The following is a 16,531-nucleotide window of genomic DNA, read 5'->3' as shown; positions in this document are numbered from 1 at the left end:
TCAATATATGGAGAAAATAGTAATTACCGGAAGAGCAAACGTGGGTAAATCCACTTTGTTTAATAAGATTTTAAAAAGAAGGGTATCCATAGTAGAAAATATACCTGGTATTACAAGAGATGTTATAGAATCTAAGGCAAGTTTTCAAGACAAGGTATTTAAAATAGTAGACACTGGTGGTCTCACCGATTCTAAAGAAGAAATATCAAGAGCTATAAAAGAGAAGGTGCTAAGACTATACGAAGAGGCTTATAAAATTGTTTTTGTAGTAGATGGCAAGGCTGGACTTATGCCAGAGGATAAAGATATAGCAAAGCTTCTTTATCCATACAAAGATAAAGTATATGTGGCAGTAAACAAAACAGACAGCAAAAAAGCAAGTGCAGCTGAGTTTTATGAGCTTGGATTTGAGAATATTTTTGAGATATCAGCCGCACATGGGACCGGGGTTTTTGAGCTTTTAGAAGAAATAACAAAATATCTGATGCCTTCTGAAGAAATAGAAGAAAAAGCTGGTTTTATAAGGCTTAGCCTCATAGGAAAACCAAACAGTGGCAAATCATCTTTATTAAACTCTATACTAAAGCAAGACAGGGTTATTGTTTCAAACATAGCTGGAACTACAAGGGATGCGGTAGATGTAGAGTTTAGCTTCGAGGGCAAAGATTTTATATTGGTTGACACAGCAGGTATAAGAAGAGCCCCAAACATAGAGTATGGAGTGGAATTTTTTGCTGTAAATAGAAGCTTAGAAGCCATAGAAAAATCCGATGTATGTGCTCTTGTGATAGATGCTACAGAAGGAGTATCAAGACAAGATATGAGGCTTGCAAGCCTTGTAAATAGGAAAGGAAAAGGCTTGATAGTAGTATTAAACAAAATAGATTTGATAAAAGATTTAGAAGGTTTAAAAAAACACGTAGACAAAAAGTTGGAGTTTGTATATTTTGCCCCAAAGGTTTATGTGTCGGCCAAGGATGGTACAAACGTATTTAGCATACTACAAAAAGCCGTAGACATATACAGCGAATACACAAGGACTATAAAAACATCTTTTGTGAATAGGGTCGTTGAAAAGATTTTAGAAGAGTACCCTCAAAACTCTACAAAGCCTGTAAAAGTTTATTATGTTGTATTTTCATCAAGACCACCTACCATTGTACTTCACACCAACAACAAAGATTTTTGGCGAGAAGACTATCTTAGATTTTTTGAGAAAAAGTTAAGAGAAAAGCTAAACATAAACTATGCTCCTTTGAATATAATATTAAAAGAGCATCAGAAAAAAGAGGTGTAATGCTATGAATAATGTTTTGATGGGTGTTGCAAAAGCGGGTATAAAAGAATCTGGTAAAGAGGATTTGCTTGTTATAAAGCTTCCATTTTCTTGTGAAGCTCACTTTGTTTTTACTACCAATCATTTTGTCGCTGCTCCAGTGATGTATTCTAAAAATATGCTTGAAATATCAGGTGGTAAAGTAAGCGCTTTGGTGATAAACAGCGGAAACGCCAACTGTGGTACCGGTATAGAAGGCTATGAGCATGCCAAGATGATGGGAGAAAAGGTAGCAAGCCTTTTTGACGTCCCAAAGGAAGAGGTCCTTGTATTTTCAACGGGACTAATAGGTAAGCCTCTTCCTATCATAAACATCTTAGAGGGTATTGAGTATGCTATCAATCATCTTGAGGTTTTAGACCTTGAAATGGCAGCAAAAACCATATCTACTACAGATAGATTTCCAAAGTACGCTTTCTGCAAAAAGGATGAATACGAAGCTTTTTGTTTTGGTAAAGGGGCTGGTATGATACACCCTGATATGGCTACGATGCTTTCTTTTTGTTTTACAAACTCAAAACTTATGCCAAGAAAAGACTTTGATAAGATTTTAGAAAATACCTTTAACTCTATAGATGTAGATGGATGTCAAAGTACCAACGATTCTTTTGGTGTTGTATCTTACGGGGATTTTGAATATTCTGAGGATGTTTACAACTGTGTATATAAAGTTTGTAAAGAAGTGTCTGATATGATAGTAAAAGATGGCGAAGGAGCTACAAAACTTATAAGCATAGAGGTAAAACACGCCAGCATAAAAACTAAAGCTAGAGTTATAGCAAACGCCGTAGCTATCTCAAACCTTGTAAAAACTGCTATGTTTGGATCAGACCCAAATTGGGGTCGCATATTGGCAGCGGCTGGTTCTACCGCTTTCCCCATAGATCCATTGAAAATTAGCCTTACTATAATGGGCGTAAAAGTGTACGATAAAGGACCTCTTCATTTTAATAAAAAACACTTAAGTGAAAAGATGAGAGAAGCTCAAGAAATAGATATAGTGCTCGATTTGAGAGAAGGTAAAGAAAGTTTTAGTTATAGATTTTCTGATCTTGGTTATGAATACGTAAAGATTAACGCTGAATATACTACTTAGGTTTTCCTTTTAAAAAGATTGTCAAGGGAAGTGAGCCTATCAAGAAACAAAACACCGTTCAAATGGTCTAACTCATGCTGAAAGAGTACCGCTTCAGGACCCTCTAAATCTAGTATTATCTCATTTTCTTTTTCGTCTAGAGCTTTTATCGTAATATATTTATATCTTTGTATATTTGCCGTATATTCTGGTATGCTAAGACAACCTTCTCTAAAGATTATGCTGTCTTCGGCTTTTATTATAGTTGGATTTATAAGAGTTAAAAGTCCATGATGAGTTTTTGGTGGTTTTCTAAATCTAGAGGCATCCATTACTATTATATTTTTTAGAATGCCTACCTGAGAAGAAGCTATACCTGTACAAAAATCCTTGGAGTACATTGTTTCTTTTAGATTCTCTATATGTGTTATAATACCGTCATCAATTTGTCCTACATCTTTAGACTTTTCTTTTAAAATAGGGTTTGGATAGATTAGGATATCGTATATCAAAGGACTTCTTTGCAAACCTCCTGCAAAGATATATCTACGTTTAGTTCTCTTGATAGTTCTTTCAGAGATTTTTCCAAAGAAGATAAGCTTATATCTTTTAATTCTGCTTCCATTAGCATTATGTAAATATCTTTTAGTTTATGGGTTCTTAAATCTGTTATGTTTATATTTTTTGATGCTAAAAGCTTTGAAACTTTGTAGACTATGCCAGCTTTATCTGCGCCGTATATAGATATTATAACGTTGCAAACTGATGGCTTTGACACTTCTTCCTCTTCTACTTGGTTTATATAAACTTCTATGTTCTCAAGCTTGAAATCTTCTTTAGAAATCAGGTTTTCTGAAGTGAAAAGAAGCATTATAACAAATTGGTTTGATAACCTACTCATAGAAGAATCTTCTATATTGGCACCTTTTTTATACAGTATCTCCGTAATAGAAGCTACTATACCCGGTTTATCCTTTCCAAAAGCTGTCAGTATATATTTTTTCATAAAATTTTAATGGAGCGAGTGACGGGACTCGAACCCGCAACAACCACGTTGGCAACGTGGTGCTCTACCATTGAGCTACACTCGCTTAGCTTACATATTATAGCATGTTTACTTACTGTATGCAATATGATATATATTATATTTTATATTCTCTTACATATTAAGCTTTTGATATATAATATATAAAAACTTGTTAGGAGTGCAACATGGAGTATAGGATTGAAAAGGATACGATGGGCGAAATAAAAGTACCTTCCGATAAGTATTGGGGTGCCCAAACCCAAAGGTCGTTGATGTATTTTAATATTTCAAACGATGTAATGCCAATGGAAGTTATAAGAGCTTTAGCCCTCATCAAAAAAGCGGCAGCTATTGTAAACAATGAACTAGGAAAATTGGACGATTATAGAAAAGATTTGATAGTAAAAGTAGCGGATGAAATTTTAGAAGGTAAGTTGGACGAGCATTTTCCTTTGAAAGTTTGGCAAACTGGGTCTGGCACTCAGAGCAACATGAACGTAAACGAAGTAATAGCCAATAGAGCTTCAGAAATAGCTGGAAAGCCTCTTGGTTCAAAAGACCCAATACATCCCAATGACCATGTTAATATGTCTCAATCTTCCAACGATACATTCCCTACAGCTATGCATATATCTGCTGTCCAAATACTTCAAGACAGACTAATACCGGCTATAGAATATTTAAGAGATGCTTTAAAAGAAAAAGCAGAAGAGTTTAAAGACATAGTGAAGATAGGCAGGACACATCTTCAAGACGCTGTACCTATGACATTAGGACAGGAGTTTGGTGGCTATGTGCATCAGCTTGATACTGCTCTTGAGCGCATAAAGTTGGTGTTGCCGGAGCTAAAAGAAATAGGAATAGGTGCCACGGCAGTAGGTACTGGTTTAAATGCTCCAAAGGGATTTGACAAAAGAATGGTGGAAGTTTTGTCCGAGCTTACTGGCATAGATTTCAAACCTTCAAGAAACAAATTTGCTTTTCTTAGCTCCCACGATCCCTTTGTGATGGCTAGCGGTGCTATGAAATCTTTGGCAGCTGCTCTTATGAAAATAGCAAACGATATAAGATGGCTTGGCTCTGGTCCTAGGGCTGGTATAGGAGAGCTCATACTTCCTGCCAACGAACCAGGCTCTTCTATAATGCCAGGTAAAGTAAACCCCACTCAATCAGAGGCTATGACTATGGTTTGTGTACAAGTGATGGGTAACGATGCCGCTATAGGATTTGCTGATTCTCAAGGTAATTTTGAATTAAACGTATTTAACCCAGTTATCATATTTAACTTTTTAAATTCCGCAAAACTCTTGTCAGATGCCATGAGATCCTTTGCAGACCATATGATAAAGGGTATCAAACCAAACCTTAAAAAGATAAACTCCTACGTTCAAGAGTCTTTAATGCTTGTTACAGCTCTTAATCCTTATATAGGATATGATAACGCTGCTAAAATAGCAAAAACTGCCTACGAGAAAGATATATCTTTAAAACAAGCCGCAGTGGAGCTTGGCATATTGACAGATGAAGAATTTGATAAGTATGTAAAGCCGGAGAAGATGGCAAAGCCCCATGAAGATTGAACCTTTAATGTTTTTAGAATCAGCGGATAGAACCTACTTTTGGCATCCTTTTACTCAGATGAAAGTATACGAAGAAGAAGGGGGCATAATATTTGAGAAAGGAGAAGGGGTATATTTGTACGATATATATGGAAATAAATACATAGATGCTATATCTTCTTTGTGGTGCAATATTCATGGACATAATCACCCAAAGCTAAACGATGCTTTGATAAAACAACTAAACAAAGTAGCCCATACTACCACTCTTGGCAATTCAAACGTTCCTGCTATATTGCTTTCTAAAAAGCTTGTAGACATAACCCCATCTTGTCTTCAAAGGGTTTTTTATTCAGAAGATGGGGCTGAAGCAATGGAGATAGCTATAAAATTAAGCTATCATTATTTTAAAAACTTAGGAGAGGATAGACCTTATTTTATAAGCTTTGAAGGAGCTTATCATGGTGATACTATAGGAAGTGTAAGTGTTGGCAGCGTCTCAATATTTCACGATACTTACAAACCTCTTCTTTTTAAAACCTATAAACTGCCATCTCCTTACCATTTTACTAAAAGCCATAATGTTCAAGAACTTTTGGATATGCTAGAAAAGCTTTTATCTGAGATAAAAGATAAAACTTCCGCCGTAGTTATGGAATCTGGCATGCAGGCGGCCTCGGGATTTTTGGTATATCCAAAAGGATTTATGAAAAGCGTTTATGAGATGGCTAAGCACTATGGAGTGCTTTTTATAGCTGACGAAGTAGCCACTGGTTTTGGTAGGACTGGTAGCATGTTTTATGTAGAACAAGAGGGTATATGCCCTGATTTTATGGCACTCGGAAAAGGTATAACAGGTGGATATATGCCTTTGGCGGCTACTCTTACCACAAAAGCCATATACGATGCTTTTTTAGGTGAATACGAAGAACTAAAACACTTTTTCCACGGTCACACCTACACTGGCAACAACCTTGCTTGTGCCGTTGCTCTTAAAAACATAGAAATCTTTGAAGAAGAAAACGTTTTGGAGCTTTTACAAGATAAGATAAAACATCTTGAAGAGCGTTTAAAAGAGTTTGAACATTTAAAACATGTAAAAGAAGTAAGACAGCTTGGATTTATGGCTGCTATTGAACTTGCCAAAGATAAAAAAGAGCCTTACAACGTAAAAGAAAGAATAGGCTTTAAAGTAGCTAAACATGCCAAATCAAAAGGTGTTTTCTTAAGACCTCTTGGTAACAATATGACCCTTGTAATGCCATTGTCTATAAAATTTGAGGAAATGGACAAGGTTTTAGACGCTTTATATGAAAGTATTAAAGCTATAACGGAGGATTTATGAAGTATTTTTTGTTAAAGACAGAACCAAGCGCTTATTCATACGATATGCTGGAAAAAGAGGGTAAAAACGTTTGGGATGGTGTTAAAAATCCATTGGCTCAGAAGTTTATTAAAAGCGCTAAATCAGGCGATATGGCATATATATATCACACTGGAGACGAAAAGGCTATAGTAGGTCTTGCCAAAATAGCATCAGCACCTTATCAAGATGCTTCTGGCTTGTTTGTATTTGATGTAGTGCCTGTAAGGAGGTTAAAAAGAAATATAACCTTATCTGAAATTAAATCTAACGAAGCTTTTAAAGATTTTTACTTAGTAAGAATGCCAAGATTGTCTGTTATGGAAGTGCCAGAAAACTTAGTTAAAATCATAGATAATCTAGAAAATGAATACCATTGATTTATCTCATGTTAAAAAAAATGGAACCATAGGTGGAATACTTCTAACAACTTCTATCATACCATTTATAGGTATAATTGGATTTTTTTCAGGACTCCTATTTATAGCAAAAGCCGTTGTTGAACTTAGCAATGCTATCAAAGATCGACTAATTTATAAAAAGTTTATGGCAGGTTTTATGCCAAATATCATTCTTGCTATTGGACTTCTTATATTCGAGATATTTTTTGGTGTTGGATATCTGATAGCCAAAAACCTGAAGGCTCAAGGAAGTCCTACTGTGTTTTTTTTACTTATATCAATTATGGTATTTTTGCTAGGGTATATCCTAGGTATCATAGTAGCTTACCATTACAAATTAGCGTTTAATAAAATATATGACGCCACAAAAGATATTTATTTCAAAAAAGCAGGCGAAATTATGTTTTTGGGCTCATTGCTGGCAATAGTAGGAATAGGGATAGTGTTGGTATATATCTCTTATATTTTTATTTTAAAAGCTTTTATAGACTTGCCTAAAAATATTAAAGCGTAAGATTCTATTAAAAGCCAAAAACTATCTTTTATATGGGAATTCTAAATCTAGCTCTATTTCTTTTACTTGTCTTTCAAATTCCCTCAACAAAAGCTTTCCAGTTCTAGAAAGGTCATAGTATGTATGGTTTCTATGCTTTACGGATTTTAACCTCTTATCCTTTGAATGATAGTTGACAATAGGGGCTGTCACTTTTTCAAGTAGCCCCATGTCTAAAAGTTTTTTATGTATATCAAAAGCCTCTTGTAAGCTTATGTGAAACCTATAAGATATAAGCTTAGAATAGTCTGGGCCCATTATCTTGTGGTATTTCAAAATTTTTAGCTCTAACTCAGATAAATCATATTCATGCCCATCAAACACAAATTTCATCTTTTAACTCTTTGTAAAGCGGAAAAGCTTCGCAAAGATTCTTAACTTCTTCTCTTGCTTTGTTGATAGTATCTTCTGAATAATCTTTTAACACTTTTGATATTATTTTTGCTATAACTCTCATTTGATCTTCTTTCATACCTCTTGTGGTAAGAGCCGGTGTTCCTATCCTTATGCCGCTTGTTTTTGTGGGTGGTAACGGGTCAAAGGGTACAGCGTTTTTGTTTACCGTAATACCAGCTTCTCCTAGCCTATTTTCAGCCTCTTTTCCAGTAAGGTTTAGATTTCTTAAGTCTACCAACACCATATGAGAGTCTGTGCCGCCAGTTAATACGTTTATACCTTCTTTTAAAAGCTCTTCAGCCAACACTTTAGCATTTTTGACCACTTGAGATGCGTACTCTTTAAACTCATCGCTCATAGCTTCCTTGAAACATACAGCTTTGGCAGCTATTACATGCATTAAAGGTCCGCCTTGTATTCCTGGAAATACGCTTTTGTCTATATCTTTGGCAAACTCTTGTTTTGACAATATAAAACCACTTCTTGGACCCCTTAAAGTCTTATGAGTGGTAGATGTAACAAAATGAGATACTTCCACAGGACTCGGATACACACCGCCTGCCACAAGACCAGAATAGTGAGCCATGTCCACCATAAGATAAGCGCCCACTGAATCTGCTATCTCTCTCATCTTAGCCCAATCTATAACACGAGGATAAGCAGAAGCCCCACCTATTATCATCTTAGGTTTGTACTCTTTAGCTAATTTGTACATCTGATCGTAATCTATAAGATAATCGCTTTCTCTAACCCCGTAGTAAACAGCGTTGTATATTTTACCTGAGAAATTTACTGTAGCCCCATGCGTTAAATGTCCACCATGAGCTAAACTCATACCTAGTATTGTATCACCAGGCTTTAACACTGCCATATAAACAGCCATGTTGGCTTGCGAGCCTGAATGAGGCTGGACGTTTGCATGCTCTGCACCGAAAAGCTCTTTCGCCCTTTGAATAGCTAAGTCTTCTACTACATCCACATATTCACATCCACCGTAATATCTTTTATGTGGTAAACCTTCTGCATATTTGTTTGTAAGCACAGAGCCTTGAGCTTCCATTATCTCAAGAGATGTGAAGTTTTCTGATGCTATCATCTCAAGGTAAGAGTTTTGCCTGTTTAGCTCAGCTACTATGGCATCATAAATCTCTTTGTCTTTGGCTTTTAAAAACATAAAAACCTCCTTTAAGCACCTATTTGATAGTACTCAAAACCTAAATTTTTCATTTTATCTTTGTTGTACTGGTTTCTACCATCGAAGATAATGGGATTTTTGAGTCTTTTTTTCATTTCTTCAAAATCCGGGCTTCTAAACTCCTTCCACTCTGTTATAAGAAACATGGCATCTGCATTGTTTAAAGCATCGTATTTGCTATTGAAGTAAGATACGTTTGGATTATCTTTTAAATAAAAATTCTTAGCTTGTTCCATGGCTACTGGGTCGTAGGCTTGTATCTTCGCTCCTCTTTTTGTAAGTTCGTTGATAATAACTATAGAGCTTGCTTCTCTCATATCATCGGTCTCTGGCTTAAAACTAAGTCCCCATACGGCAAACACCCTATCTTTTAAATTTTCACCGAAACGCTTTATAGCTTTTTCTACTAGGACCTTTTTCTGTCTTACGTTTACATCTTCCACTGCTTTTAATATTTTTGGCTCATACCCTACGTTCTCAGCTATTTTGATAAGGGCGTTTACATCCTTTGGAAAACAACTGCCGCCGTATCCGCATCCAGGATATATAAAGTGATACCCTATTCTTGGGTCAGAGCCTATGCCTATTCTCACTTTGTTCACATCTGCTCCAACTCTTTCGCATATATTTGCTATCTCGTTCATAAAACTTATTTTTGTAGCAAGCATAGCGTTTGCTGCATACTTTGTCATCTCGGCAGATTTTACGTCCATAGCTATAAACCTTTCATGGTTTCTCGTGAAAGGAGCGTAAAGCTCTTTCATTAGCTCTATAGCTTCTTCAGAATCTGCGCCTACTATTACTCTATCTGGTTTCATGAAATCTTCTATAGCGGCCCCTTCTTTTAAAAACTCTGGGTTTGATATTACATCAAAAGTAAAGTTTAATCCCCTTTTATCTAATTCTTCTTGTATTGCTTCTTGTACTTTTATGGCTGTGCCTACAGGAACTGTGGATTTGTTTATAACATACTTGTGTCTATTCATATATTTACCTATATCTCTTGCTACGTTTAAAACATGTTTTAAATCAGCACTTCCATCCTCTCCCATTGGTGTACCAACTGCTATAAAGATAATATCAGTGTTTTCTACGACATCTTTTATGTCGGTAGTAAAAAACAACCTTCCTTGAGAAGTGTTTCTTCTTACAAGTTCTTCTAAGCCAGGTTCGTATATGGGTATTATGCCTTGTTTTAACTTTTCAATCTTTTCTTTATCTATATCAACGCAATAAACTTCGTTACCCATTTCGGCAAAACAAGTGCCGGTTACAAGTCCTACGTATCCAGTACCAACAATTGATAGTTTCATGATTTTATTATAACATTAACTTAAAGAAGCCATGACATCTTTGTCTATCTCAAAGTTTGATATGACCTCCTGTACATCGTCTAACTCATCAAGATGTTCTAATAAATTTAGAAGCTTTTTTGCAGTATCAACATCTTTTATCTCAACAGTGGTAGTTGGTATGAGAGTAGTCTTGGCGCTTTCTATGGTAAACCCTTTGCTTACTAAAGAATCTTTTACAGTGTATACGTCTTTTGGGTTTGTATAGACTGAAAACATTTCTTCACCAGTTTCAACATCGTCAGCACCAGCTTCTAAAGCAGCTTCTATAAGCTTTTCTTCTTCTGTAGACTCTCTTGGTATCTCTATTACTCCTTTTTGCTCAAACAAGTAAGATACACATCCAGAAGACCCTAAATTACCACCGTGTTTTGAAAATGCATGTCTTACTTCAGATGTTGCTTTATTTCTATTGTCTGTTGCTACTATCACCATTATAGCGGTGCCGCCTGGTCCATATCCTTCGTATACTATTTCCTCTAAATTTCCCTCTTTATCACCACCAGACCCTCTTTTTATAGCTTTTTCTATGGTATCCATAGGCATGCTTACTTTTCTAGCGGCATCTATAGCCATCCTTAGTCTTGGATTCGCGTTTGGGTCTGGTCCACCTAGCTTTGTAGCTACAGTTATTTCTCTTATTAGTTTTCCAAAAAGCTTACCCTTTTGCGCATCAACCTTTGCTTTTTTATGTTTAATCTGTGCCCAATGACTATGTCCTGCCATATTCTAAACTCCTACTTATTAAATTTTCCAATTTTAAGTATGCTTCCATATTTCATAAGTTCCCATATAACTTTTGTGGCTTCGTCAAACTCAAAGACCTCACCACCAAAACCATTTTTAAACATATAAGCATCTTCTTTCCTTGAAAAAGCTAATGCTGACGGTGAACAGCAAGGCGTAGCAGCAGAGCCAAGCACATAGTATGCCGATGTTCCGCTTAAAAGATTACAAGTAATGAAATCTTTTGTAGTGATAGCTTCTATAGGGTCTATTATGCTTTTATATAAAAGTAATCCACAATGGGGGCAACACGTATGCACTTGTTTTCCATTTTCTAAGTGAAAAGTAAATCTCAACCTATCGTCGTTTTCTTTTTGGCAAAAGGCACACTTATCCTTTTCTTTGTCTTTAGTTTCTTTGATACTTCTATTTGCTACCTCTAGTTTCCCATATTTTCTTATTATAAGCCCTTCTTTTTCCAGCTCTTTTAAATCTCTATATATGCTCATTAAGGATACACCAAACTTTTCTGCCAATTTTTTCGTATTTTGCTCTCCTTCTTTGATAAGCTTTAAGATTTCCCTTTTTCTATCCACGATAATATTATAAAGTTTTTTTATATTAAAAGCAACAAAAACGAATTTGATATATAAATTAGAATATCTTTATATTTATATCTCTTCTTTAAATATAAGAAACAATTAAAGAAACTTTTTAATAAACAATATAAACTTTATAAAGAATATTGAGGAGGTTGTTATGAGAAAAGCTATTTTAATGCTTGGACTTTCTGTTGGTTTGGCAAATGCTACCGTTATGATGGATGCTAACTATGCTAGAGAACTATGTAGCCTTTGGGACCAGACCCCAGCTCTTGTTAACATGGCTTCGTCAAGTAGCGAATGGAGAGGAGCTCCAGTGAGAAAGCTTTTCTTATACAGAAAAGACTGCTCTCCAAATAGGCAGATAGAGCTTTACATCCAGAACATGAACGGTAAAGCAGAGTGCATATACGGAGGTTGGGCTAAAGATAGACGCACTGGAAACGACTTTCTTATGTACGCTACTACAAAACATTGGATAGAAATGGGTAGAGGTGAGTATGGTCCTATGCACGCTATGATGTTTGGCGAGCTTTCTTTCTCAGGACCAAAATTTGTAGCGATGGCAAACATGGGTCCCTTTTCTAAGTTTTTGAGGCTTATAGGAAGAATACCGGCCCAAACAAACGTGTGTCCTTAGACTTTTAAACAGTGGATGGGGGTTGGGAGAGGAGGTTGTTAAGATAGTTATAAACATCATCTCTGTTTGATTTGTAAATCTTACCTAGGCTTATGGCTTCTTCTTTTGTAAGGAGTCCTTTAACTCTAATTGATTGTATAAACTGAGTAATATTTTTTGGATTTTTAGAAAAATTTCCTCTGTCAAAGTCAAGGATATAAATCTTCAGCGCATCGTCTATGAGAATATTCTTATATTCTTTATCAAATTCACCTCTATTTATCCCTACACTATCAAGATAGTAAGCTGCTTCAAGTATAGATTTTAAAACTTTTAATTGATTTTCTTTTTCTAAAAGCCAAAAAACTTTTTCAAAGGGTTTAGCATCTATATATTTATAAACAAAAAAATCTTCTCCTTGACAAACTATTTGAGGAAACCTGATATCTTTATATAAGCAAGATAATATATTTGCCTCTTTTTGAATAGCGTAAAAAGCCTCTTGGTGTATGGCTTTTTTTATACAAAATTGTTCATTTCCTTCTTTGAATGTATAAACTTCTCCTCTCCAACCTTTTGCCAGAAAACAAATATCTTTATCTTTAACAAACTCTTCAAAGTTCACAAGAAGCTTCTGCAGTAGCCACAGCTTTCATAATGCTTGAAGCTTTTGAGATAGATTCAAGATATTCTTTTTCAGGTATAGAATCAGCCACTATGCCAGCCCCGGCTTGAGTATAGATTGTATCTTCTAATATAGTTGCTGTCCTTATGCCTATAGCAAAATCCATATTTTGATTTAAGCTGATGTATCCTATAGCTCCGCCGTATACATTTCTTTTTGTAGGTTCCAACTCTTCTATTATTTGCATAGCTCTTACTTTTGGAGCCCCGGATAAAGTTCCGGCAGGTAACGCATGTTTTATTACTTCAAACAAAGTATGCTTTTTTGTTTTTTTACCATATACGTTTGATACTATATGTATAACATGGGAAAACTTCTCTATATGCATCATGTTATCTACATAAACGCTTCCTGGCTCTGCTATTGCTCCTATATCGTTTCTAGCCAAATCCACCAACATAACATGCTCGGCTATCTCTTTTTCGTCGCTTAAAAGTTTTTTTGCAAGTTCTTCATCTTCTTCTGGCGTATTTCCTCTTTTTATAGTGCCAGCTATAGGTCTTATTTCAATTACATCGTCCTGTACTTTCACCAACGTTTCTGGTGAAGAGCCAATTATTTTTAACTTATCAAAATCTAAAAAATACATGTAAGGAGAATGGTTTAAAAATCTAAGTACTCTATATATATTTAAAGGGTTTATGCTTATTTTTTTATGAAATCTTTGAGATGGTACCACTTGTATAACATCGCCATTTTCTATATAGTTTTTGCATATGTTTACCATGTTTATAAATTCTTCTCGCGTCATGTTTGGAATCCATTCTTCTAGCTTGGGTTCTTTTAAGTTTATATCAAGAAAAGATGGATTTTGAGTGTTTTTGAGTTTATAAATTATGTCCTGCAAATCCTTTAAAGCGCTGTCATAATCTCTTCTAACATCTCTTATCCTTACAAGTTTTACTATTTTTATAGTGGCTTTTAGATTATCAAAAATTATTAGAAAATCAGTAAAAACCATATCTATATCAGGAATATCTATACCTGTTTTGGGGCTTTTAGCATATTTTTCTATAGGATGATAGTATTTTACAATATCATAGCTTATGTATCCTACAAACCCACCACAAAATTTACCCAGCGTTTTATCATCGTAAAATCTTAAACTGTTGTATAGCTTTTCCAGGCCTTCTAAAGGCTTTATAACTTCTTCTTCAACAATATCGTCTTTTTTTATCAAACATTTATCGTTTTTGTACTGAAATCTTAGGCTACCACCCTTACACACAAAAGAATATCTTCCCCAGTTTTCTTTGGTTTCAGCACTTTCTAAAAGAATATTTAAACTATCGTCTTTTAGCTTGTAAAAAACGGAAAAAGGTGTTTCAGAATCAGCCAGTATTTCTGTATAAATAGGAATTACATCATAATCTTCACTAAGTCTAGCAAAAACGTCTTTTTCTATGTTTACTTTCATTTCTATTATTATAGCATTAAGATACTTTTTTGTATAAAGGTGAGTCTTCTCTAGTTTTTACCTGAGACTTGTATATAGAAACATCGCCAGATATCAGGTAAGATGTGGCCACTGCTAACATACAAGCTGGTAGTAGCTGGTAGCTTCCGGTCATTTCTACTACCATGAGAGTAACGGCTATTGGTACTTTCCCGGTGGCGCCAAAAAGAGATAGCATACCAACTATAGAAAAAGCACCTATATTTTGGCTATGCACTAAAGATGGAAATAAATCATGAAATATAACACCCATTCCAGCGCCTAAAAATCCACCTATAAAAAGACCCGGTGCAAATACGCCCCCAGAAGCTCCAGAACCTACCGTAAAAGATGTAGCTATTATCTTTATAAAAGCTAAAAATATGAAAAATAATACAAAAGGTATACCATATGTATTAAAAATTTGGAACTTTCCATCTATGACAGCTTGAAGCCATCCATATCCTGTACCTAAAATCTCAGGGAAAGCAATACCAACAACGCCTGTGATAAACATACCAAGTACAGGTTTTAGGTATATGTTTAGTCTTAGGTTTTTAAAAAAATGGTCTTTGAAGTAATAAAAAGTTTTTGCATAAACAACTCCAACGATACCGCAAACAACGCCCAATGCTATGTAAAGCGGCAGTCTAAAGGGGTCAAACTGTTGTTGGTAAAAGCCAAAAACCGGTGTAAAACCAACGATACTTCCAAATATGGAATATCCTATAGCCGAAGCTACCAGACCGGGAAATATGATATCGGCTTGTAAATCAGCTTTATAAAGAATCTCTGCTGCTAAAATAGCACCGCCTATAGGCGCTTTGAATATGGTTCCTATACCCGCACCTATACCTACAGCTAAGATTTTTTCTCTATCTTTCTCTGAAAGCCCCAGCAATCTAGCAAGCCAAGAGCTTATTCCAGCTGAGATTAAGGCTGTTGGTCCTTCTCTCCCAGCAGAACCCCCAGAGCCTATAGTAATAGCAGAAGCTATAGTCTTTATAAAAATTACCCTATCTCTTATTATACCTCTTTTATTATGATAAGCATCTATGGCTGCATCAGTACCGTGCCCTTCAGCTTCTGGGGCCCACTTAAACACTATGAATCCAGCTATCAAGCCACCAAAAGCCATTACAAAAGGAAGTAAGTATACAAACCCCTGCTTAAAAAATACCTCATCTGGTTTTTCACCTACAGGAGAAGGAAAATGATAGCCAAGAATCTTTACAGTAAATATAAACTCGCATAGCTTTAAACTATAGTAAAAGAAAAGAGCCCCAAATCCAGAGACCACACCATTTATAATACCAAGTATAAACCACTTTAAAAAATGCCTTTGTTTAGATATTAAATATCCTAACCTATGTAACATAATAATATTATATCATAAATAGCCCAATTTATTTAATAAAATTGAATAAATATATCAATGATTAGGATTTTAAGCCTTACCAAGCTCATTCTTTATGAAATAAGCCATTTTTCATTATCCTCTTTAACTTGATATGTTTTCCCAACCAAACCCCACCACATTCCTTTCACTCTTGCTAAACTCTATTCCTATAAGATATATATCTTTATATTTATCCATATACTTTTCATAGTATCTTTTTTCTTTTAACTGTGTTAGAGCTTTATTTTGCGCTTCATTTTCTACTACCTTAAACTCTATTATATATACTGTATCCTTTAAGATAATACTTAAATCAATCTTTCCTTTGTTTGTATTGTCTTCGGCTATTATATTAAGACCAGCACCGTTTAAAAGAGCGCATACAACAGATGCATAAAACCCCTCGTATGAGTCTATATCGTTTTTCCTGTACCAATCATGAGGTATACTTGCAAAAAAGCTATACAGTATATCTTTTAGTTTGTCTATTTCTTTTTTCTCTAAAATGGTTATTATGCTTGTTTCAAATTTTAACGTGTTTAGCCTTACATCATCTTTGAAAAGATAGATTAGAAATATATCGTTGAAGCTAATTCTAACTTCAAGGTTAGGATAAGACAGTGTAAACACATTTTTGTTGCCTATTACTTTGTAATCTTTTATAGTAAGATATCCAGATTGAAACAAAAGATTTTCAACCATAATATTATCTACATCAAGATTTGATAGTATTTCATCTCCTACTTCTAAATTTTCAAGCTCTGGTATATAGTATTTGTTTTGCCTTAGCATCTTTGTTAAGAATGTA

At 35.0% G+C, this 16,531-nt stretch carries 18 protein-coding genes and 1 tRNA gene; 7 read left to right on the top strand and 12 right to left on the bottom strand.

Annotated elements, in window-relative coordinates:
* The first annotated feature begins 7 nt into the window (after positions 1–7).
* The gene (der, locus tag ACYQZV_RS07065; protein WP_459894370.1) at positions 8–1,297 is read left to right on the top strand and encodes a ribosome biogenesis GTPase Der; all 1,290 of its coding nucleotides are present in this window, start codon (positions 8–10) and stop codon (positions 1,295–1,297) included.
* Between the two features lie 4 nt (positions 1,298–1,301).
* Complete coding sequence (argJ, locus tag ACYQZV_RS07060) at positions 1,302–2,432, top strand: bifunctional glutamate N-acetyltransferase/amino-acid acetyltransferase ArgJ (protein ID WP_459894368.1); 1,131 nt, start codon at positions 1,302–1,304, stop codon at positions 2,430–2,432.
* Here argJ and def read toward each other — a convergent pair.
* The 3 genes from def to ACYQZV_RS07045 form a co-directional block, all read right to left on the bottom strand.
* On the bottom strand, positions 2,429–2,938 hold the full coding sequence (def, locus tag ACYQZV_RS07055; protein WP_459894365.1) for a peptide deformylase: 510 nt from the start codon (positions 2,936–2,938) through the stop codon (positions 2,429–2,431). The genes argJ and def overlap by 4 nt on opposite strands.
* Positions 2,920–3,417: a glycine cleavage system transcriptional repressor gene (locus ACYQZV_RS07050; protein WP_459894362.1), complete on the bottom strand. Its 498-nt coding sequence runs from the start codon at positions 3,415–3,417 to the stop codon at positions 2,920–2,922. Before ACYQZV_RS07050 ends, def begins: the two co-directional genes overlap by 19 nt.
* 10 nt (positions 3,418–3,427) lie before the next feature.
* Positions 3,428–3,502: transfer RNA gene (locus tag ACYQZV_RS07045), tRNA-Gly, on the bottom strand.
* 121 nt (positions 3,503–3,623) lie between these two features.
* On the opposite strand from ACYQZV_RS07045, the gene fumC reads away from it, so the two are divergent.
* From fumC to ACYQZV_RS07025, 4 genes are read left to right on the top strand one after another with little or no spacing between them, the layout of a single operon-like run.
* Positions 3,624–5,018, top strand: a complete 1,395-nt coding sequence (fumC, locus tag ACYQZV_RS07040) for a class II fumarate hydratase (RefSeq protein WP_459894360.1) — start codon at positions 3,624–3,626, stop codon at positions 5,016–5,018.
* Positions 5,008–6,342 (top strand): adenosylmethionine--8-amino-7-oxononanoate transaminase, encoded by a 1,335-nt coding sequence (bioA, locus tag ACYQZV_RS07035; RefSeq protein WP_459894358.1) that lies wholly within the window; start codon positions 5,008–5,010, stop codon positions 6,340–6,342. Before fumC ends, bioA begins: the two co-directional genes overlap by 11 nt.
* Positions 6,339–6,740, top strand: a complete 402-nt coding sequence (locus ACYQZV_RS07030) for an EVE domain-containing protein (protein WP_459894356.1) — start codon at positions 6,339–6,341, stop codon at positions 6,738–6,740. The genes bioA and ACYQZV_RS07030 overlap by 4 nt, the downstream gene beginning before the upstream one ends.
* On the top strand, positions 6,727–7,275 hold the full coding sequence (locus tag ACYQZV_RS07025; protein ID WP_459894354.1) for a DUF996 domain-containing protein: 549 nt from the start codon (positions 6,727–6,729) through the stop codon (positions 7,273–7,275). The genes ACYQZV_RS07030 and ACYQZV_RS07025 overlap by 14 nt, the downstream gene beginning before the upstream one ends.
* Positions 7,276–7,296: 21 nt before the next feature.
* Here ACYQZV_RS07025 and ACYQZV_RS07020 read toward each other — a convergent pair whose 3' ends face one another.
* Genes ACYQZV_RS07020 through ACYQZV_RS07000 form a run of 5 tightly spaced genes read right to left on the bottom strand, consistent with a single transcriptional unit; the run spans position 7,297 to position 11,579 of the window.
* Complete coding sequence (locus ACYQZV_RS07020) at positions 7,297–7,647, bottom strand: DUF2250 domain-containing protein (RefSeq protein ID WP_459894351.1); 351 nt, start codon at positions 7,645–7,647, stop codon at positions 7,297–7,299.
* Entirely contained in the window at positions 7,631–8,884 is a 1,254-nt protein-coding gene (locus ACYQZV_RS07015) for a serine hydroxymethyltransferase (RefSeq protein ID WP_459894348.1), read from the bottom strand. The genes ACYQZV_RS07020 and ACYQZV_RS07015 overlap by 17 nt, the downstream gene beginning before the upstream one ends.
* An 11-nt stretch (positions 8,885–8,895) precedes the next feature.
* Positions 8,896–10,218 carry a UDP-glucose dehydrogenase family protein gene (locus tag ACYQZV_RS07010; RefSeq protein ID WP_459894345.1) on the bottom strand — a complete coding sequence of 441 codons (1,323 nt, stop codon included), beginning with the start codon at positions 10,216–10,218 and terminating at the stop codon, positions 8,896–8,898.
* Between the two features lie 15 nt (positions 10,219–10,233).
* Positions 10,234–10,983, bottom strand: coding sequence for a YebC/PmpR family DNA-binding transcriptional regulator (locus ACYQZV_RS07005; protein WP_459894343.1), 750 nt, complete (start codon positions 10,981–10,983; stop codon positions 10,234–10,236).
* A gap of 11 nt (positions 10,984–10,994) precedes the next feature.
* A complete protein-coding gene (locus ACYQZV_RS07000) occupies positions 10,995–11,579 on the bottom strand; it encodes a DeoR family transcriptional regulator (protein ID WP_459894340.1) in 585 nt (194 codons plus the stop codon).
* Between the two features lie 163 nt (positions 11,580–11,742).
* On the opposite strand from ACYQZV_RS07000, the gene ACYQZV_RS06995 reads away from it, so the two are divergent.
* Positions 11,743–12,225: an SCP2 sterol-binding domain-containing protein gene (locus ACYQZV_RS06995; RefSeq protein WP_459894337.1), complete on the top strand. Its 483-nt coding sequence runs from the start codon at positions 11,743–11,745 to the stop codon at positions 12,223–12,225.
* A 4-nt stretch (positions 12,226–12,229) separates the two neighbouring features.
* Here ACYQZV_RS06995 and ACYQZV_RS06990 read toward each other — a convergent pair whose 3' ends face one another.
* The 4 genes from ACYQZV_RS06990 to ACYQZV_RS06975 form a co-directional block, all read right to left on the bottom strand.
* Entirely contained in the window at positions 12,230–12,829 is a 600-nt protein-coding gene (locus tag ACYQZV_RS06990) for a serine/threonine protein kinase (RefSeq protein ID WP_459894335.1), read from the bottom strand.
* Positions 12,819–14,306 (bottom strand): anthranilate synthase component I, encoded by a 1,488-nt coding sequence (gene trpE / locus ACYQZV_RS06985; protein ID WP_459894332.1) that lies wholly within the window; start codon positions 14,304–14,306, stop codon positions 12,819–12,821. The genes ACYQZV_RS06990 and trpE overlap by 11 nt, the downstream gene beginning before the upstream one ends.
* A 16-nt stretch (positions 14,307–14,322) precedes the next feature.
* Positions 14,323–15,702, bottom strand: a complete 1,380-nt coding sequence (locus ACYQZV_RS06980; protein WP_459894330.1) for a chloride channel protein — start codon at positions 15,700–15,702, stop codon at positions 14,323–14,325.
* A 123-nt stretch (positions 15,703–15,825) separates the two neighbouring features.
* Positions 15,826–16,531: PD-(D/E)XK nuclease domain-containing protein (locus ACYQZV_RS06975; RefSeq protein WP_459894327.1), on the bottom strand; the 706-nt coding region annotated here is incomplete at its 5' end.

This window comes from Hydrogenobaculum acidophilum (assembly GCF_054656715.1).
This window is presented reverse-complemented; position numbering and strand designations above follow the sequence as displayed.

Bases quoted from the DNA above. Each gene is read 5' to 3' on its own strand.
- der (WP_459894370.1), top strand. From the start codon at position 8: ATGGAGAAAATAGTAATTACCGGAAGAGCAAACGTGGGTAAATCCACT.
- argJ (WP_459894368.1), top strand. From the start codon at position 1,302: ATGAATAATGTTTTGATGGGTGTTGCAAAAGCGGGTATAAAAGAATCT.
- ACYQZV_RS07050 (WP_459894362.1), bottom strand. From the start codon at position 3,417: ATGAAAAAATATATACTGACAGCTTTTGGAAAGGATAAACCGGGTATA.
- fumC (WP_459894360.1), top strand. From the start codon at position 3,624: ATGGAGTATAGGATTGAAAAGGATACGATGGGCGAAATAAAAGTACCT.
- bioA (WP_459894358.1), top strand. From the start codon at position 5,008: ATGAAGATTGAACCTTTAATGTTTTTAGAATCAGCGGATAGAACCTAC.
- ACYQZV_RS07030 (WP_459894356.1), top strand. From the start codon at position 6,339: ATGAAGTATTTTTTGTTAAAGACAGAACCAAGCGCTTATTCATACGAT.
- ACYQZV_RS07025 (WP_459894354.1), top strand. From the start codon at position 6,727: ATGAATACCATTGATTTATCTCATGTTAAAAAAAATGGAACCATAGGT.
- ACYQZV_RS07020 (WP_459894351.1), bottom strand. From the start codon at position 7,647: ATGAAATTTGTGTTTGATGGGCATGAATATGATTTATCTGAGTTAGAG.
- ACYQZV_RS07015 (WP_459894348.1), bottom strand. From the start codon at position 8,884: ATGTTTTTAAAAGCCAAAGACAAAGAGATTTATGATGCCATAGTAGCT.
- ACYQZV_RS07010 (WP_459894345.1), bottom strand. From the start codon at position 10,218: ATGAAACTATCAATTGTTGGTACTGGATACGTAGGACTTGTAACCGGC.
- ACYQZV_RS07005 (WP_459894343.1), bottom strand. From the start codon at position 10,983: ATGGCAGGACATAGTCATTGGGCACAGATTAAACATAAAAAAGCAAAG.
- ACYQZV_RS06995 (WP_459894337.1), top strand. From the start codon at position 11,743: ATGAGAAAAGCTATTTTAATGCTTGGACTTTCTGTTGGTTTGGCAAAT.
- trpE (WP_459894332.1), bottom strand. From the start codon at position 14,306: ATGAAAGTAAACATAGAAAAAGACGTTTTTGCTAGACTTAGTGAAGAT.
- ACYQZV_RS06980 (WP_459894330.1), bottom strand. From the start codon at position 15,702: ATGTTACATAGGTTAGGATATTTAATATCTAAACAAAGGCATTTTTTA.